The organism is Novosphingobium jiangmenense (assembly GCF_015694345.1).
GTDB classification, from domain to species: domain Bacteria; phylum Pseudomonadota; class Alphaproteobacteria; order Sphingomonadales; family Sphingomonadaceae; genus Novosphingobium; species Novosphingobium jiangmenense.
Map to the genome: position 1 here is coordinate 1 of NZ_JADQDC010000023.1, position 18,502 is coordinate 18,502.

17 protein-coding genes are annotated in these 18,502 nt (G+C 65.7%); 5 read left to right on the forward strand and 12 right to left on the reverse strand.

Annotated elements, in window-relative coordinates; translation table 11 throughout:
- Positions 1–220: 220 nt before the first annotated feature.
- From I2488_RS19165 to ligR, 9 genes are all read right to left on the reverse strand, one after another.
- Positions 221–1,138 carry an SDR family oxidoreductase gene (locus I2488_RS19165; protein WP_196277397.1) on the reverse strand — a complete coding sequence of 306 codons (918 nt, stop codon included), beginning with the start codon at positions 1,136–1,138 and terminating at the stop codon, positions 221–223.
- Positions 1,135–2,616 carry a lignostilbene-alpha,beta-dioxygenase NOV2 gene (gene nov2, locus I2488_RS19170; RefSeq protein WP_196277398.1) on the reverse strand — a complete coding sequence of 494 codons (1,482 nt, stop codon included), beginning with the start codon at positions 2,614–2,616 and terminating at the stop codon, positions 1,135–1,137. The genes I2488_RS19165 and nov2 overlap by 4 nt, the downstream gene beginning before the upstream one ends.
- 56 nt (positions 2,617–2,672) lie before the next feature.
- Positions 2,673–3,461 (reverse strand): CmcJ/NvfI family oxidoreductase, encoded by a 789-nt coding sequence (locus I2488_RS19175; protein ID WP_196277399.1) that lies wholly within the window; start codon positions 3,459–3,461, stop codon positions 2,673–2,675.
- A 149-nt stretch (positions 3,462–3,610) separates the two neighbouring features.
- On the reverse strand, positions 3,611–4,555 hold the full coding sequence (locus tag I2488_RS19180) for a Gfo/Idh/MocA family oxidoreductase (protein WP_196277400.1): 945 nt from the start codon (positions 4,553–4,555) through the stop codon (positions 3,611–3,613).
- Between the two features lie 71 nt (positions 4,556–4,626).
- Positions 4,627–5,469, reverse strand: coding sequence for a class III extradiol dioxygenase subunit beta (locus I2488_RS19185; protein ID WP_196277401.1), 843 nt, complete (start codon positions 5,467–5,469; stop codon positions 4,627–4,629).
- A gap of 1 nt (position 5,470) precedes the next feature.
- The gene (gene ligA, locus I2488_RS19190) at positions 5,471–5,887 is read right to left on the reverse strand and encodes a protocatechuate 4,5-dioxygenase subunit alpha (RefSeq protein ID WP_196277402.1); all 417 of its coding nucleotides are present in this window, start codon (positions 5,885–5,887) and stop codon (positions 5,471–5,473) included.
- Positions 5,884–6,909, reverse strand: a complete 1,026-nt coding sequence (locus tag I2488_RS19195) for an amidohydrolase family protein (RefSeq protein WP_196277403.1) — start codon at positions 6,907–6,909, stop codon at positions 5,884–5,886. The genes ligA and I2488_RS19195 overlap by 4 nt, the downstream gene beginning before the upstream one ends.
- Complete coding sequence (locus tag I2488_RS19200; protein ID WP_196277404.1) at positions 6,906–7,727, reverse strand: NAD(P)-dependent oxidoreductase; 822 nt, start codon at positions 7,725–7,727, stop codon at positions 6,906–6,908. Before I2488_RS19200 ends, I2488_RS19195 begins: the two co-directional genes overlap by 4 nt.
- Positions 7,728–7,790: 63 nt before the next feature.
- Entirely contained in the window at positions 7,791–8,942 is a 1,152-nt protein-coding gene (ligR, locus tag I2488_RS19205) for an aromatic metabolism transcription factor LigR (RefSeq protein ID WP_196277405.1), read from the reverse strand.
- A 105-nt stretch (positions 8,943–9,047) separates the two neighbouring features.
- On the opposite strand from ligR, the gene ligK reads away from it, so the two are divergent.
- From ligK to I2488_RS19230, 5 genes are all read left to right on the forward strand, one after another.
- Positions 9,048–9,722 carry a 4-carboxy-4-hydroxy-2-oxoadipate aldolase/oxaloacetate decarboxylase gene (gene ligK, locus I2488_RS19210; RefSeq protein ID WP_039336089.1) on the forward strand — a complete coding sequence of 225 codons (675 nt, stop codon included), beginning with the start codon at positions 9,048–9,050 and terminating at the stop codon, positions 9,720–9,722.
- A gap of 123 nt (positions 9,723–9,845) precedes the next feature.
- Complete coding sequence (locus I2488_RS19215; protein ID WP_196277406.1) at positions 9,846–10,907, forward strand: 4-oxalomesaconate tautomerase; 1,062 nt, start codon at positions 9,846–9,848, stop codon at positions 10,905–10,907.
- 127 nt (positions 10,908–11,034) lie between these two features.
- Complete coding sequence (locus I2488_RS19220) at positions 11,035–11,925, forward strand: amidohydrolase family protein (RefSeq protein ID WP_196277407.1); 891 nt, start codon at positions 11,035–11,037, stop codon at positions 11,923–11,925.
- Positions 11,926–12,215: 290 nt separating this feature from the next.
- Positions 12,216–14,099: a methyl-accepting chemotaxis protein gene (locus tag I2488_RS19225; RefSeq protein WP_196277408.1), complete on the forward strand. Its 1,884-nt coding sequence runs from the start codon at positions 12,216–12,218 to the stop codon at positions 14,097–14,099.
- Between the two features lie 50 nt (positions 14,100–14,149).
- Positions 14,150–14,500, forward strand: a complete 351-nt coding sequence (locus tag I2488_RS19230) for an energy transducer TonB (RefSeq protein WP_196277409.1) — start codon at positions 14,150–14,152, stop codon at positions 14,498–14,500.
- A gap of 135 nt (positions 14,501–14,635) precedes the next feature.
- Here the strand turns inward: I2488_RS19230 and I2488_RS19235 are convergent, their stop codons facing one another.
- From I2488_RS19235 to I2488_RS19245, 3 genes are read right to left on the reverse strand one after another with little or no spacing between them, the layout of a single operon-like run.
- Entirely contained in the window at positions 14,636–15,904 is a 1,269-nt protein-coding gene (locus I2488_RS19235) for a Xaa-Pro dipeptidase (protein ID WP_196277410.1), read from the reverse strand.
- A gap of 59 nt (positions 15,905–15,963) precedes the next feature.
- Positions 15,964–17,061, reverse strand: coding sequence for a M48 family metallopeptidase (locus I2488_RS19240; RefSeq protein ID WP_196277411.1), 1,098 nt, complete (start codon positions 17,059–17,061; stop codon positions 15,964–15,966).
- Positions 17,061–18,143, reverse strand: coding sequence for a YjgN family protein (locus I2488_RS19245; protein WP_196277412.1), 1,083 nt, complete (start codon positions 18,141–18,143; stop codon positions 17,061–17,063). The genes I2488_RS19240 and I2488_RS19245 overlap by 1 nt, the downstream gene beginning before the upstream one ends.
- Positions 18,144–18,502 lie beyond the last annotated feature (359 nt).

An 18,502-nucleotide genomic window follows, 5' to 3' on the forward strand; every position in this document is an offset into this window, starting at 1 on the left:
GCCGGATCGATTGCCCGGCTTCGCGAAGCCGGGCAATCGAGCATCGCTCCTCAAGCGAAAGCTGGGTGTATCTCGACATGGCAACACCTGTCTGAGGTGTTGCACTTCGTTTGTGAACTCAGGGGGGCCCCGCTGCCTTTGCGCGAGGTCGCGGCGTGAACTTGCCCCAAGAAGAAAAGCGGGATCCCGGGTCGAGCCCGGGATGACGGGCGTGGGGTGATCAAGCCCCCCGCAGCATCTCCGCGTTATCCTCGATCATCTGCCGCACCGAGCGCGCCTTGCGACCGGTCAGACGCTCCACGTCATCGGTGCAGAGTTCGAGGAAGCCTTCGCGGATGGCGCGGCCGAAGCTGACCATGTCGTCGCTGTTCCAGGGGATGCCGGCGACTTCGAGATCGTCGACCGGGCGGCGGGGTACGCCCATGGCGTCGAACATAGCGTACTGGCCTTCATCGTCGAGCGAGACGTGTTCGACCGGGCGCCCCGTCACTTCGGCCATGATCGCCGCCACCTCGCCGAAGGTCTGCAGGTCCGGCCCGGTGATGTTGTAGATCTGTCCTTCATGCCCCTGGCCGGTCAGCACGGCGACGGCACTTTCGATGCAGTCGTCGCGCCAGACCATCGCCTCGCGGCCTTCCCCGGCATTCGAGAACCACTTGCCGCTCTGGATCACGCCGGGGCCAGCCATCAGGATCATCGCATCGGCGTAGTGCGCATCGCGCAGCATGGTCCAGCCGCAGCCCGAGGCGCGGATCAGGCGTTCGGTCTCGATGTGGTCGTGGCGCACTTCGGCGGGGTTGGCAGGATCGTCGATGCCGATGAAGCTGGTGTAGACCACGTGCCCCACCCCCGCCGCAGCCGCCGCATCGATTGCCGCCTTGTGCTGCACCACCCGCGCGCCGACCCGCGTGCCCGAGATCAGCAGCATCTTGTCGGCGCCCTGCACCGCGTCGGCGAGCGTCTCGGGCTTGTCGAAATCGCCGTAACGCACGGTGCAGCCCTGCGCGGCACGGTCCGCCAGCTTCTCCGGCTTGCGCGTGATCAGGATGAGGTCGACGGCGCGGCCCTGTGCGATCAGGCGATCGGTGACGCCACGGCCATAGTTGCCCGAGGCCCCGGTAACGACGATACGCGTCATGCCAGCACGTCCAGTTGCGCCTGCGGCACCCACCAGCCGTGGACCTGCGGGCGCAGCCGCGTCGGGATGTGGACCTTGGCCACCGGCCCTGCGCCGATGTTTCCGGCGTCGACCACCCAGGCTTCGTGGATGAACTGGTTGTCGCCCACCTGCTGGTCCATGATGAACACCAGCCAGCCATCCTTTGCCGGGTCCGTGGCGGGGACGTGCACCGGCTCGTTGAACCCGGCCATCGGCGGCAGGGCAAGCGCGTTGGTCACTTGCGGCGTTGCCGTGTCCATCCCATCGAGGCGAAGCAGCATGTTGAAGCTGACGCCGACCGGCCCGGCAAAGAGTGGCGGCCCCTTCAGCTCGGGGTTCATCGAAAGCATGAAGCCGGTCTTGTACGGCCGCCCCTGCAGCTTCGCCGGGATCACCGGGAAATCGCCCGGAGGACCGATCAGCGTCTCGACCACTTCGCCGTCTTGGCTGCGCGGATCGACCGTCCAGCGGGTCAGCGCGCCCTTGATGTCCTGCGGCCCCATCTGGATGCCCGAAGGCTCACGGATGAAGGCGAAGGCGTTGGTATTGTTGAGGCAGGCATCGAAGTGGAGCATGCCGTCCGCATCCTCCCACGCGTTCATCATGTGGTACGAATGGCAGCCCTTCGGCCCCTTGAACCACTTGATCTCCGACACATCGCCATAGCGCGGCATCACGCCGAGCCAGGATTCCAGCTCCGGCTCATGGTGCCAGTGTTCCCCGCCCGCCTTCAGCCGGTCGAGGTCCGCCGTGGTCGGATAGATCGGGAACAGCGCGTAGTTCTCGCTGATCGTGAAATCATGCATCATCGCGCAATAGGGCGCATCGAACCACTGTTCGCTCTTCAGCTCGCCGTCCGCGCCGACGACGCAGTAAGCGACCTTGGTCGAAGCCTGCCCGTCAGCTTCATAGCCATAGAAGAACAGTTCTCCCGTTTCGGCATCGATCCGCACGTGCGCGGTCATCGTCTCGCTCTTCAGCGCCCCGCCGAAGTCGTAGGAGCCGATCGTCTCAAGCGTCTTCGGGTCGACGCGATAGGGACGCCCGTCCTCCTTGGCCATGAGCAGGCGCCCGGCGTGCCACACCGGCGTGGTGTTGGCCACGGTGCGGTCCACGCCCTGCACCGAAGCGTCGTCGGTAAACGGGTTGCGATACTTGCCGAACAGCGCCTTGCCTGCGGCCTTCTCGGCCTTGTAGCGCGCCGTTTCGACGAACTTCATGGTGAAGTCCGCCGTGCCGTCACCGTTGAACGAAAGGCGGCTGACCATGCCGTCGCCCGACAGCGTGTGATCGCTCTCGAACATCGGCGGGAACGCGGGATCGGGAACGGCGCGGTAGAAACTGCCGCGCACCTCGGCGGGCAGCTCGCCCTCCACCTTGAGCCCGCGCAGTTCCACTTCCTGCCCGACGGGTTCGTTGGCCCCGGTAAAATAGATCGTCTGCGGATACGCGCCCATGACCACACCTCACCCTATCATTTGTTATGGTATGTGTAGCGCAATGCGCTTGGGGATCAAGCCCACCAGTAAGCCGTCGCGCGCATTTCGATGCTGACGCGCGGCGGCGCGTCGGCGGGGCAATCCGGCAGGTCGAACGCCACGTGCGGTACGTGATGCGCTCGTCCCGGATCGCTGTCGTTGGTCTTGAACAGCACCGCCTCGTCGATGGTCATCGCTGAGAACCAGTGCCAGCGATGCGCCGGGTTGTGCGCCACCACCAGCCCCTCGAACGACCACTCCGGCTCCCCGGGCGCATCGAACACCGCGTCGGCCGCGATCAGGTCCTGCAGTGCGAGGCTGCGCGCATCGCAGAACGCCAGTGGCACGTCCTGCGGCGGCGGCGAGATCGCGCGCCAGACGTTGTAATGCGCGCAGCGTACGTACGCCCGCCCATTCGCCCCCCGCTCGGCAAAGGCGCGAGCGGTAGCGTCGGAAATGTCGATATGGGCAAAGCGCGCCGGCATCGAGTTGTTGAGGCTCCCCGCCTTCCCGCTCTTCTCCGAAAAGCGCAGCAGCCCCGGAGCGCCGACATGCACGAAGTCCGCCCCCGTCTGCGCCTGAACCAGTTCCTCGATCTCTTGGCAGTGAATGCGGGCGACCTGCTCGCGGTCGGCGAAGTCGGTGACGGCGCTCTTGTGGGGGACGATCTCGAAGCCCTCGCGGTCGATGCTGGTCCCCAGCCCCCGCGCATCGGTCATCGCCATGGCCACCGGCACGATGTCCACCTTGTCCCGCTCGTGCGCATTGGCGTAGTAGCGCGGCCGCGCGAACTTGCGGCCCGAATAGGCAATCAGCGCATCCATCCTCGTCTCCTCACCGGCCCGCTTGTGGTGCAGGTCCGGTCACGCCCTCTTACCTCCTGGTCACCCCGGGCTTGAACCGGGGCGACCGCCATCAAGGGGCTTTGGCCACAAACAAAAAGGCCCGCCGTTTCGGGCGGGCCTCTTCCAGATCAACCGGCTGCCAGCTGCTTCTCCAGCTCGCCCAGCACCCGATAGCAATCGAGCACCTTGGCCACCGAACTGTTCGGCTCGCGGCCTTCGCGGATCGCGGCGATGAATTCGCGGTCCTGCAGTTCGATGCCGTTCATCGAAACATCAACCTTCGAAACGTCGATCGGCTCTTCCTTGCCGTTCACCAGATCATCGTAGCGCGCGATATAGGTCGCGGTGTCGCCGATGTAGCGGAAGAAAGTGCCGAGCGGCCCGTCATTGTTGAACGACAGCGACAGGGTGCAGATCGCGCCGCTCTCGCTCTTCAACTGGATCGACATGTCCATGGCGATGCCGAGCTCGGGATGGATCGGACCTTCGACCGCATTGGCCTTGACGATCTTGCCCGCCTGATAGGCGAACAGGTCAACCGTGTGCGCGGCGTGGTGCCACAGCAGGTGGTCGGTCCATGAGCGCGGCTCGCCCTTGGCGTTCATGTTCTTGCGGCGGAAGAAGTAGGTCTGCACGTCCATCTGCTGGACGTTGAACTCTCCTGCCTTGATCTTGTTGTGCACGTACTGGTGCGACGGATTGAAGCGGCGCGTGTGGCCGACCATGCAGACCTTGCCGGTCTCCTGGCTCACCCGCAGCACTTCCTGCGAATCCGCCCAGCTGTCGGCCAGCGGGATTTCGACCTGAACGTGCTTGCCGGCCTTCATGCAGGCGATGGCCTGCGCGGCGTGCATCTGCGTCGGCGTGCACAGGATCACGGCGTCGACGTCATCGCGGGCGAGCGCTTCTTCCAGCTCGGTGCCGGAGTGCTTCGCGCCGTACTTCTCGGCGACGGCTGCGGCCTGTTCGGCGCGGCGGCTGATGATCGAGGTGATCTCGACGCCGTCGATGTTCTTGAGGCCGTCGAGGTGCTTTTCGCCGAACGCGCCGGCGCCTGCCAGGGCTATGCGCATGTCTGTTCCCTTTCTTGAAAAAGGACCGGGCAACCGGTGAGGGTTGCCCGGCAAGGGTGGATGGGGTTTCGTCAGTCCGCCGGTTCGAGCACGATGTGCCCGATCGCGGTGTTGCTGCACGGGATGTGGTAATGGCGGTTGAGGCGCTTGACCTTCTTTCCGAGGGCGCCGCGCATGATCAGCCACATGACCATCTCGATGCCTTCCGAGCCAGTCTCGCGCAGGTATTCGATGTGCGGGATGTGGCGGACGTCATCATTGTCCGATTCCAGCATGTCGAGGAACTTGTTGTCCCACTCGCGGTTCAGCAGGCCCGCGCGCGGCCCCTGAAGCTGGTGGCTCATGCCGCCGGTGCCCCAGATCTGCACGTTGAGGTCCTCGGGGAAGCTTTCCACCGCGCGGGCAATCGCCTCGCCCAGCGCCCAGCAGCGGTTGCCCGACGGCACCGGATAGGTCACCACGTTCACCGCCAGCGGCACGACCTTGACCGGCCACTTCTCGGGCTGGCCGAACATCATCGAGAGCGGCACGGTAAGGCCGTGGTCCACGTCCATCTCGTTGATGATGGTCATGTCGAAATCTTCGAGGATCAGGCTCTGCGCGATGTGCCAGGCAAGGTCGGCATGGCCTTCCACGTCTGGCACCGGGCGCGGGCCCCAGCCTTCGTCGGCGCTCTTGTAGTGCTCGCCGCAGCCGATCGCGAAGGTCGGGATGATGTTCGCGTCAAACGCCGAAGCATGGTCGTTGTAGACCAGGATCACGACGTCGGGCTTCGTTTCCTTTTCCCATTCGCGGGTCCACTCGTAGCCCTTGAAGATCGGGCCGAAGTAGTCGTCCTGCCACTTGCCCTGATCGACCGCGACGCCCAGCAGCGGAACGTGGCTGGAGCCGACGCCAGCAGTAATCTTGGCCATCTCAATAGCCTCCCTTGATCGAGCGGTTGCCTTCGGGCTTGCGGCCGCCATCCAGCATCATCTGGCGGTATTCCGGCCAGGTCATGTCGGTCATCGTACTGACCGCCTCGGCGAACGGCAGCCCGTCCGACGAGAACAGCTTCGACAGGAAATAGACGTTGCCGCCAAGGTCGAGGAGGCGGTTGTAGTCGCGCGCCAGCAGCGCTTCCTTGGCTTCCTCGCTGATCTTCCACTCGTCGAGATAGGCGCGCTCGTTCGCCTTGAACCGCTCGCGGTTCTCCGGCTTCATCAGGCTCATCGCGAACTGGTTGATCCAGTAGCCCTTGCGGGCGCGGGCGGCGGTGTAGACGCGGGTGCCCGGAATATCCTCGAACTCTGCAAGGTATTCATGGATGTTCTGGGTAGGCTTCTCGCTCACAGGCCCCTCTCCTTCAGCTTGGCGTCGAGGCGCGGGAACACGCGGCGCGCGTTGCCCTCGAAGATCGCGTGGCGTTCGGCGTCGCTGATGTCGAGCGCGTCGACATAGCGCTTGGTGTCGTCGAAATAGAAGCCGGTTGTCGGATCGATACCGCGCACCGCTCCGACCATTTCCGAACCGAACAGAATGTTCTTGTTCTCGATCACGTCGGCCAGCAGGTCGATCCCCGGCTGGTGATAGACGCAGGTATCGAAGAACACGTTGTTCATCAGATGCGTATCAAGGCCCGGCTTCTTCAGCATGTCGGCCAGACCGCGATAACGGCCCCAGTGATAGGGCACCGCGCCGCCGCCGTGCGGAATGATGAACCGCAGGGTCGGGAACTTGCTGAACAGGTCGCCTTCCAGCAGCTGCATGAACGCGATCGTATCGGCCGCGATGTAGTACCCGCCGGTCGCGTGCATCGCCGGGTTGCACGATCCCGAAACGTGGATCATCGCCGGAACGTCCAGCTCGCACATCTTCTCGTAGAACGGGAACCAGTATTCGTCCGTCAGCGGCGGATGCTTGAAATGCCCGCCGCCCGGATCGGGATTGAGGTTGCAGCCGATGAAGCCCAGCTCGTTCACGCAGCGCTCCAGCTCGCGGATCGAAGACGACATGTCCGCTTCCGGCGACTGCGGCAGCATGCACACGCCCGCGAAGGTTTCGGGGTAGAGCCCGACCACGCGCGCGATCAGGTCGTTGCAGACCTGCGCCCACTTCACCGCGACCGACTGATCGCCCACGTGCGGGGCCATCGCCGATGCGCGCGGGGAGAAGATCGTCATGTCCGCACCGCGCTCCTTGAGCAGGCGCAGCTGGTTCGATTCAATCGTCTCGCGGATCTCGTCGTCCGAGATTTCGGGGTAGGGCGGGCACTCGGTCCCGGCCTTGAACGCGGCCTTCTGCTTCTCGCGCCACTCATCGTGCGCCTTGGGCAGCACGGTGTAGTGGCCGTGGCAGTCGATGATCATGGTCATGCGACTTTCGTCCTCTCGTGTTTGAACACTATCGTCTTGCCCGCCTGCTCGCGCTGGCGCTTCACCGTGCCGCTGGTCATCACCGGCTCGACGCCCAGCGATTCCAGCGTCTTGGCGCTCTCTTCCATCTCGGCCGCACGACGCAGCCCGTGGGTCGTCATCCGCTCGACGTTATACTCCGCGCGCTCGAACCAGCTCTGCGACTTCTCGCTGGCATCCAGCGAGGACAGCACCTCGTCCACAACGCCCGCGCGGGTTGCAGCGAGCATCATTTCCGCCGTCAGCGCCTCGATCCCCTTGACCATGACCGAGCGGATCATCTTGATCGCACTGGCCCGGCCGATCTGGTCACCCACCACCCGCGTCTTGGCGAACCCCGCCGCCTGCAGCCGCGCTTCCGCCTCAACAGCATGGGCACCCGAGATCAGCAGCGGCACGTTCATCCGGGCGGGGTTAACCGGGGCCAGCACCGCCACATCGACATAGCGCCCGCCCGCTGCCTCGATAGCCTTGGCCGCCGCGCGCTTGGTATCGGGCGCGACCGAATTCATGTCGCACCAGATCGCGCCTGCCTTCAGCAGCGAGGCGTAGTCCTCAGCCGCTGGCAGTGCCGAATCCGCCGTCACCAGCGAAAGCACAATGTCGGCGTCGGACAGCGCATCCTCCGCCGTCGCACAGACCACCACGCCCGCCTCTTCCATCGCCTTGCGCCGCGCAGGGTTGATGTCGAACGCCAGCGCCGCAGACTCCCAGCCTGCCGCCTTGGCAAAAGTCGACCCGGCCTCGCCGAAGCCGATCAGGGCAATAGTGCTCTCCATGGGCAGCGGTCCTGCGTTGCCTTCCGCCAAGGAACAAATGCAAACATCGCCACAGGTATAAGTTTATGCAAACCCTTCCGCCGCCACCTCGCGCAGCAGCGCCACGAATGCCGCCTGCGGTGCGGTCGGTCGCCACCCCTCGCGCGTGGTGATGCCGATGGTTCGCGCCACCGGCACCGGCGGCGGCAGCGTCGCCAGCACGCCCGCATCCAGTTCCACCGCCAGCTGCGCCGGAGAAAGCAGCGTCAGCGCGTCAGACCCCAGCAGCAACTGGCGTACCGTCAGCACCGATCCGCACTCGATCCCCACGCGCGGCGGCTCTGCCCCGGCGGCGCGCATCATGCCCTCCCAGTAATGGCGCAACGGCGTGTCGCTGGCCGGCAAGATCCACGGGTACGCGGCCAGCGCCGCTCCATCCACCGCGCCTGCCAGCAAGGGGTGCCCGGCACGCATGACCAGCGCCGGCCGGTCCTCGAACACCGCCTCCTGCGCCAGATCGTCAAGCGAAGAGGCATCGCGCAGCGCACCCAGCATCAGGTCCACTTCGCCATCGCGCAATGGCCCTGAAAGCTCGGCATGGCTCCCCTCCACCACCGCCACGTCCACCCCGGGATACGCGGCGGCAAAGCGCAGGATCGTCTCGGGCAACCACCGCGCCCGGCTCAGCGGCATCGCGCCCACGACCACACGGCCCGCCGCCTTGCCCTGCCACGCCGCCACTTCAGCGAGGCCAGACCGCAGTTCCGCCATGGCAAGGCCGAACCCGCGTGCGCGCCGTTCTCCGGCCGGCGTCAGCATGACCGAACGCCCCCGCCGATCCACCAGCCGCTGCCCCAGCGCCACCGAAAGGTCCGCCACCGCCCGGTGCAATGATGCCGACGAAAGGCCCGTAGCCTCCGCCGCCACGGCGTATGATCCCGCCCGCGCCAGCGCCAGAAACGCCCGCAACTGCGTGCCCGTAACCCGCGGCGAACCGACATGCGCAATCGCTGCTTCGGCACGCGGTGCCAGCAGCAGCGCAGGCTCAGTCGGCGTCATCCCCGCTGGCCCGCGCTCGAACAGCGCACAGCCAAGGTCCGCCTCCAGCCGCGCAATCGCCTGCGTGAGTGCCGGCTGCGTCAGGTTCACCGCCCGCGCCGCCCGCGTCACGCTGCCATGACGCACCGTCGCAGCGAAGGCCGCAATGTGCCGGACATTGATCGCATGGAGCTGCATCTCCCTTCGCTTAGCATTTCCTTATGGGCAGTGCCAAACATTGCATTGGTTCCCCGCGCCCCGCAGTCGCATGGAACCGGCGAAGAGTTTTCATGGGAGCCGGAAATGTCGGGAATCGTCGTCCAGAACATCGAACGTGCCGATCCAGCGGTGATCGATGGCCTTGCCGCCTGCGGCGTCGCCACCGTCCACGAAGCGCAAGGCCGCACCGGCCTGCTCGCCTCCTACATGCGCCCGATCTATCGCGGCGCGCGCATCGCTGGCTCTGCCGTCACGATCAGCGCCCCTCCGGGCGACAACTGGATGGTCCACGTCGCCATCGAGCAGCTTCAGGCAGGAGACATCCTGCTGCTCGCCCCGACAAGCCCTTGCGAAGACGGCTACTTCGGCGATCTTCTCGCCACCAGCGCCCAGGCGCGCGGCTGCCGTGGCCTCGTGATCGATGCTGGCGTGCGCGACGTGCGTGATCTTACGGAAATGAACTTCCCCGTCTGGTCCAAGGCGATCTACGCGCAGGGCACCGTCAAGAACACGCTCGGCAGCGTCAACGTGCCCGTCGTCTGCGCCAATGCACTGGTGAATCCCGGCGATGTGATCGTCGCCGATGACGATGGCGTCTGCGTCGTGCCGCGCGAAAAGGCCGCCGAGGTCCTCAAGGCCGCACAGGCCCGCGAAGCCAACGAAGGCGAAAAGCGCGAGAAGCTCGCTGCAGGCGTCCTCGGCCTCGACATGTACAAGATGCGCGAACGCCTCGAGAAGGAAGGCCTCAAGTATGTGTAAGCGGAGCAGCGCTGTGCTGGCTTCCCCCCTCCCGCAAGCGGGAGGGGTCGGGGGTGGGCTGTTCAGACGCAGCGTTTCGTCTCTGCCCACCCCCATCCCCTCCCGCCTGCGGGAGGGGAGCAGATGAGCACTGGTCTTTCCATCCGCTGCATGTGGATGCGCGGCGGCACGTCCAAGGGCGGCTACTTCCTCAAGGACGACCTGCCCGCCGACACCGAGCAGCGCGATGCCTTCCTCCTCGCCATGATGGGCAGCCCCGATCCCGTCCAGATCGATGGCATGGGCGGCGCCGATCCGCTGACCAGCAAAGTCGCGGTGGTCTCGAAGTCCACCCGCGAAGGCATCGACGTGGACTACCTGTTCCTGCAGGTCTTCGTCGATCAGGCCATCGTCACCGACGCCCAGAACTGCGGCAACATCCTTGCCGGCGTCGGCCCTTTCGCCATCGAGCGCGGCCTTGTCGCTGCAACCGGCGATGAAACCCGCGTCGCGATCTTCATGGAGAACACAGGGCAAGTCGCCGTCGCCACGGTCAGCACGCCCGGCGGTCAGGTTACCTACAAGGGCGGTGCGAAGATCGACGGCGTTCCCGGCTCCCACGCCCCGGTCCCATTGGAATTCCGTGACACCGCCGGTTCCTCCTGCGGCGCGCTCCTGCCCACCGGCAACGCGGTCGATGTGGTCAATGGCGTCGCCGTCACCCTGATCGACAACGGCATGCCTTGCGTGGTTATGAAGGCCGAAGATCTTGGCATTACCGGCTACGAGGACCGCGACTGGCTCGACAACGCCACGGATCTCAAGGCGAAGATCGAGGCCATCCGCCTCGCCGTGGGGGAACGCATGAACCTCGGCGACGTCAAGGAAAAGTCGGTGCCGAAGATGATGCTCGTCGCGCCTCCAAAGAACGGCGGCGCGGTGACCGTGCGCAGCTTCATCCCCCACCGTGCCCACGCCACCATCGGTGTCCTCGGCGCGGTAAGTGTCGCCACCGCCTGCCTGATCCCCGGATCGCCCGCCGCCGAAGTGGCCGAAATCCCCGAAGGCCCGCGCAAGCTGCTCTCGGTCGAACACCCGACCGGCGAAATGAGCTGCGTCCTCGAAGTTGACCAAACCGGCGAAGTCCGCACCGCCGCCCTGCTGCGCACAGCGCGCAAGCTGATGGACGGGGTGGTGTTTGGCTGACAAACGACGTGCGTTTCCTCCCTTCGTCATCCCCGCGCAGGCGGGGATCCAGAGCGACAGGCGCAGCGTCAAATTCACTGGGTCCCCGCCTGCGCGGGGATGACGAAGGTTAGAGAAGGCAAAAGACATGACCGACCAGAACCGCATCATCAGCTGGCACGCCAACCCGTCGAAGCCGCGCTACACGCCGCCCGCCGGCGCGGTTGACGCGCATTGCCACGTCTTCGGCCCGATGGCGCAGTTCCCGTTCTCGGCCAAGGCCAAGTACCTGCCGCAGGACGCCGGGCCGGATATGCTCTTCGCCCTGCGCGACCATCTGGGCTTCGACAAGAACGTCATCGTCCAGGCCAGCTGCCACGGCACCGACAATGCCGCCACGCTCGATGCCATCGCCAAATCGAAGGGGAGGGCCCGCGGCGTCGCCGTGGTCGACCCGGCCATCTCGGAGGCCGATCTCCACGCGCTCCACGATGGCGGCATCCGCGGCATCCGCTTCAATTTCCTCAAGCGCCTCGTCGACGAGGCGCCCAAGGACAAGTTCCTCGAAGTCGCCCAGCGCCTGCCCAAGGGCTGGCACGTGGTGATCTATTTCGAGGCCGACATCCTCGAGGAACTGCGTCCGTTCATGGACGCGATCCCCGTCCCTCTCGTCATTGACCACATGGGCCGCCCCGATGTGCGCCAGGGGCCTGACGGCGCCGACATGAAGGCCTTCCGCAATTTCCTGAACAGCCGCGATGACATCTGGTTCAAGGCCACCTGCCCCGACCGGCTCGACGCGATCAAGGAAGGCGGCGCGGGTGACCCGTGGAACGCCTTTGCCGATGCCGTCGCGCCGCTCGTCGCCGACTATCAGGACCGCGTCCTGTGGGGCACCGACTGGCCGCATCCCAACATGGACACCGAGATCCCCGACGACGGCCACCTCGTCGACATGATCCCGCGCATCGCACCGACCGAGGAACTCCAGCGCAAGCTGCTCATCGACAACCCGATGAAGCTCTACTGGGCGGACTGAGTCCTTTCGACCCGGGCAAAGCAGCCGTGCAGACGCGCCCTTCCCCAAAACGGGAGGGGCGCCGCCGACGATTGACGGACCGCGCCCGCAGCCAGTCCGCAACCCCGGATTTACCACGATCAGCCGCACAATTCCGCGCGTGACCGCCATCGCGGCATGCCCGCCGGCAAGCTTGATGCACAAGTTCCTTACGTAGCGCCTGCGCAGCTTTACGCAGGGCGCGCATTACCGAACGTTCCCGATCCCCCGTCTAGACCGGCGTCATGCCGAAAGGTCTCCGAGGGATTCCAATGCTCAGATTCAACATCACGACCAAGTTCATAGCCGCATTCTCGCTGCTCCTCGCAGCGACCGCCGCCATGGGCCTGGTCGCAGTCGGCAAGATCGGCGAAGTCAACGCCATCTCCGACGAACAGCGCGACGTGTGGATACCGGGCGCTGAATTGCTGGGCGATATCCACGCCTACACCTCGCAGTATCGCCTGAAGCAGGACGAGATGTTCTCGGCCACCACGCCCGAGGCGGTGGCTCGCAGCGAGAAGATGCTGCGCAACGCTCGCAATGCCATCGATGGCGGCATCGCCGATTACGAGAAGCTCACCCGCACGCCGGAACAGAAGAACGCCGTCACCGCGCTCAAGCAGGCATGGTCCGCGCTCATTGCCCAGGACCAGACCTTGCAGAAGATGGCGCTGGCCGGAGACGCCACCGGAGCCCAGCTGATCCACGACAGCGAAGGCCTCGACAGCTTCTACACCCTCGAGGACGCCACCCTGTCCGCGATCGACGCCAACAAGAAGGCCTCCGCCGCCGTCGCCGCCCATGCGGCCGACATCGCCGCGTCGGCGCGCAAGTTCACCTTCGGCGCGATGGGTCTGGCGCTGCTCGCCGCCGTCGTGCTCCTGCTCTGGCTGATGCGCAACATCGCCGCCCCCGTCGTGCGGATGGCCGATGCGGTCACCCGTCTGGTCGACGGCGATCATTCCGTCCATGTCCCCGGCACGGCCCGGAGCGACGAACTCGGCCAGCTCGCCCGCGCGCTCGACAAGTTCCGCGACGTCTTCGCCTCGGACCAGCTCCGCGCCGAGGCCGAACAGGCCCGCGCCCAGGAAACGCAGGTCACGATCGACGCAATCGGCGATGGCCTGACCGCGCTGGCCCAGGGCAATCTCACCTTCCGCGTCAAGGAGAACGGCTCGGGCGCGCTGGCCAAGCTTCACGTCGATTACAACGCCGCCGTCACCGCGCTCGAACGCGTGCTCGGCAAGATCGTCGAGGGTTGCCGCACGATCAAGCTCGGCACCGACGAGATCGCCAGCGCTTCCACCGACCTTGCCCTGCGCACCGAACAGCAGGCCACCTCGCTCGCCGAGACCTCGCGCACGCTCAGCGAGTTCACCACTTCGGTCAAGACCACTGCCGACAACGCCCGCCAGACCAGCTCGCGCCTGTCGGTCGCGCGCAGCACGGCAGACAGCGTCGGCGATACCGCCAACCGCGCGGTGGCCGCCATGCGCAGCATCGAGGCAAGCTCGCGCGAAATGGCCGAGATCGTCGGCGTGATCGACGGCATCGCCTTCCAGACCAACCTGCTCGCCCTCAACGCAGGCGTGGAAGCCGCTCGCGCCGGCGATGCCGGCAAGGGCTTTGCGGTCGTCGCCACCGAAGTGCGCGCCCTGGCCCAGCGTTCGGCCGATGCCGCCAAGTCGATCCGCGATCTGATCGCCAAGAGCACCGACGAAGTCAGCGGCGGCGTTGCCCTCGTCGAATCGAGCGGCGAGGCGCTGCGCCAGATCGTCACCGAAGTCAGCGCCGTGTCGGAACTGGTCGATGCCATTGCCGAAGCCGCCGGGCAGCAGGCCGCAGGCATTGCCGATATCTCCGCCATGGTCGGCTCGATGGACAGCTTCACCCAGCAGAACGCCGCCATGGTCGAGGAAAGCTCGGCGGGCACGCGCAACCTGGCTGCCGAAACGCTCAACCTCGTCGACCAGCTCGGCAAGTTCCGCCTCGGCGCAACCCATTCCGTCGAGATCCCGGCGAGGACTCGCGCCGTGGTGGTCCACGAAGCCCCGCCAGCACCCGCGCCGGTCGTGGCCTCGTCACCCCGCCCTGCTCCAGTCCGCGGCAACACCGCGCTCAAGGCCGACGAGGACGACTGGTCCGAGTTCTGATCCTTCAATCCCAATCTCGATGCCCCCATCATCCGACAAAGGACAAACCCATGAAACTTCGTGAAAAGATTGCTCTCAGCCTTGCCTCGATCGCCCTCGCTGGTGCTGCCATGCCCGCGATGGCCCAGTCCGCCGAATGGCAGAAGCAGGTCACCCGCATCATCGCTTCCAAGCAGACCTACCCGCGCACCGCCCAGATGCGCGGCGAAGAGGGCACCGCCCGCGTCAAGGTCTACATCGGCGCCAGCGGCGCGGTGGAGCGGACCGAACTGGTCGCTCCCTCGGGTTCGGCCACGCTCGACAAGGAAGCTCTGGCCATGCCGACGCGCGCCGGCAGCGTCCCGCCCCCGCCGGGCGGCGCGGCCACGCTGATCGTGCCGGTAACCTGGAAGCTGCTCTGAAGGAACTCCCCCGAGTGTCCTGCAGTCGACACCCCTCCCCGCTGCAGGACGAACCGCCGGTACCATCCCTTGCCGGCAAACCGATGGGGCGGCCCGCAAAGGCCGCCCCTTTTTTTCAGAAGCGCAAGGTCCGCCCTACTTCACCACTTCGCCGCCCTTCATCACGTGGGCGACGTTCTCCAGCACCGACACATCGCGCAGCGGATCCCCCGCCACCGCGATCATGTCCGCCCAGTGCCCCGGCGACAGCGCGCCGACGTCCTTGCTCCAGCCAAGCAGGTCCGCCGCCACCGTCGTGGCCGACTGGATCGCCTGCATCGGCGTCATCCCATAGCGCACCATGTACTTGAACTGCCGCGCATTCGCCCCGTGCGGAAATACCCCGGCATCCGTGCCGTAGCTCAGCTTCACCCCCGCCTTGACCGCCTTGCGAAAGCCCTCTCGCTGCGCCTCGGTAGTCTCGTCGTTCTTGCGCAGCATGTCGGTCGGCCAGCCATCGCGCCTGCCCACTTCGGCGATGAAGTCGCCGTTGTAGATGTCCATGTCGAGCCACACGCCCTTGGCCTTGGCCAGCGCGATGCCCTCGTCGTCGATCAGGCTGGCATGCTCGATCGCCTTCACGCCCGACTGGATCGCGAGCTTGATCCCCGCCGCGCCGTGCGCGTGCGCGGTCACCCACGATCCGCGCTGGCGCGCCACCTCCACCGCCGCCTTCATCATCTCGCCCGAAAGCTCGATCTGCCCGGGCTCCGTCCCTTGCGCCAGCACCGCACCGGTGGCGATCAGCTTGATCGAATCCGCGCCGTTCTGGAACAGCGCGTTGACCTTGCGCGTCGTGTCCGCCGCATCGGTCACCACACCTGCGCGCATGTCTGCCGGCACGGTCACATCGGGGGAGAACCCGGTCACCTCGCCCCCGCCGCCGGGGATCGTCACATAGGCGCCGACGGCACTCACCCGAGGCCCCGGCACATCGCCGCGATTGATCGCATTGCGCAATTCCACGTCGGCATAGGCGCGGAAACTTCCGACATCATGGACCGAGGTAAACCCCGCCAGCAGCGTCTTCTTCGCATTGCGCGCCCCGATGAAGCCGATCTCCATCGCCGAATGCAGCAGCGGCTCGGCCACGTTGTTCGATTGCTCCACATCCGCCAGATGCACATGGCAATCGATCAGGCCGGGAAGCACCGTGAACCCCGACCAGTCCACCACCTTCGCGCCTGCAGGCAACGGCCCCTCGCCCTGCACCGCAACCACCCGCCCATCCTCGATCTTGAGAACCTGGGCGGCCAGCACCTTCCCCGCCTCCGGATCGACCAGCCGCCCGGCCCGCACATAAAGCGTCTCGGCATGGGCAGCAGCGGGGATCAGGGCGAGCAGGGAGAGGATGTGGCGGAGCATGGGCGCAAGACTACCGTGCCCATGCCAAAGCGCAATCGGGCGCTACGCCGGAGACCTCGTCACTGCCCCGGCATCATCGGCTTCACCTTCGGGTCGTCCTCGCAGGCGGTCTGGATTGCGGCGAACTGCGGGACGGTCAGCGCCGGACGATAGGTCTGGTCGCGGCGGAACGCGCCCCGGAACGCATCGGCGCGGCTTGCCGGGTCGGGATGGCTGTTGAGATAGGCGGCCATGGCATATTGCGCGTAGGACGATTCATCGGCGGACCCGGTGAAGAAATTGGCCGTCGGCACTGGCGAAACATTGGCCTGCGCCAGGCTGGCCCTCGCCCAGGTATCCGCCTCGGATTCGGCCTCGCGCGAATAGCTGAGCGCCGTCATCCGCCCCAGCGTATTGGTCACGCCAGACTTGAAGCCGCTCAGCACCATGGAAATGCCGAACTCGCGCAGCATCGCCTGCATCACATGCCGTTCGCGCACGTGGCCGATCTCGTGTCCGATCACGCCAGCCAAGGTATCGGGCGAATCGATCTGCTTGAGCAGCCCGTCGAACACCAGCACGCGCCCGCCGGGCAGCGCCACGGCATTGACCATGTCGAGCTTGATGATCTCGACGCGGACCGGCGGCAGGCTGCCGTCCTTGTTCTCGAAGTCGAGCATCGCCGAAAGCTTCGCCAGCGCCGCATCGCTTGCGGGAGTATGGCAGGTGTTGGCCGAGAGGTCCTCGAGATTGTCGTCGCTCATCCCGGCTTCCCATGAAACCGGAACGCGCCGCCCCAGCCAGCTCGGCGTATTGACCGCCACGAAGGCCGCCATGCTGCTCACCGCGACAAAACCGGCCAGCGACTTGCCGAAGCCGAACCGGTCGATCCACTGTCCGAAGCGTGGCCTTTGCGGCAACCGCGCCACCAGATCGGCTGGAGCATCGCGCCCCAGCCGCAAGCGCCAGCCCGGCCGGTCCTTGCGCCCGAGCAGGATCGCCTCGGGCAGCAGGTCGATCCAGACCAGTTCGCTCCAGGCGATGGTTTCGGCAAGCGCGTCACTGCTGACGCCCAACCCGTCAGGCCCCCAGGTCACTTGCACCGGGTGGCGCCGCGCGGTCACGCCATCGTTGAGGTCGGCAGCGACGAGCGCCTCGGTCGAAGACAGATCGCTCATCACAGCGCCCCCATGTCCAGAACGTCGAGCAGCCCCTCGCCCTGTCCGGGCGCTGGCGTATCGGACTGCGTCACCGCGCCGAAATTGATCCGCCCGTCGACTTGGAGATTGCGCAAGTAGAAGGTCCAGTGCCGGTAGCTGATGAACACCGAACCCAGTCCGAGAGTGAACAGCACCAGCAGGAAATCGACGACGTAAAGCTCCATCCAGTCGGTCGCCCCAGCGTTGAAGCTGAAGTTCATATCCCCCAGCGAAGTGCTGCGGATCATCTGGCGGATGAAGCTGGCGTAGTAGGCCAGCATGATCAGCGAATAGAGGAAGAAGAACGCGAACACTGCGGGCAACCGGATCAGCACCCACTCCACCGGGGTGCGCGGCTCGATCCCGAAGAACGTGACGATCATGCCCGACCAGATGATCAGCGCGATGACGCCGATCGCCACGACCGGCGCCACATAGCACCACAGGAACGGCAGCTTCAGACCGCTCGCCCGCCCACGCGCGGCAAAGGTCCACGGGCCGAAGCTCATCGCGTTCCAGCGCTGGTTCCACAGGCTCACCATCGCCCACGGCATCAGTGCCCCCAGCGGCAGCATGCCGACAAAGTTCTTCCAGGCATAAGCCGGGCCGAACCTGATGCCCTGATCGTGGCTGCCGCCGCGGATGCCTCGCCAGTTCGTGCGCGAAAGGCGATAGCGCAGGCTGCGAAACACGGCGATCCCGGTCAGGATGTACAGACCGATCAGCACCACGCCCGACAGCACCTGCCCGGCGACAGTGTGCCCATGGACGAGCAACTGGCGGACGATCAGGTTGGCAATGGCCAGCGGCACCAGCACCAGCACGATCGCGACGAGGGCGCTGCGAAACAGCTCCCGGCCCGTCCCGGACCATTCCAGCCGGTCGCCCATGAACACCGTCCGCGACCAGAGATAGCGGCGAACGCGCGTCGTCGCCCAGAAGCGATAGATCCCAAGTGTGGCAATGGTCAGAACCAGATTCGGCAAGGCAATAGCGGCAAACTCGCGCCAGTTGCCGTCGAACTCGAAGTCGCCGACGTACACGTCTTCGTCAGTCTGCATTGCCCCGATTTTGCCCCCGACGGGAATTGCCCCTGCAGTCCCCAAGTAGATCGTAGATGTGGGAAATGAATTAGGCAAGCGATGCAAGAATTTGCCGGGCCGCCCAAAGTATTTCGTAGTTAAGCCGGACCGCAGCGGTTGGCTCCCTGCGATCTCTGCTCCCTCCGCGCCTCTGCGCGAACCCCCTCCCCCTTCGTCATTCCCGCGCAGGCGGGAATCCAGCGACCAACAACGCCCACACTCCAAACGCCCCAAACACCCCAAAAACCCCAACACCATCGTCGCCCCAGGCTTGACCCGGGGCTGGGCTTTTCTTCCGAGACCAACCCGCCAACAAAAAAGCGGGATCCCCCTGAGTT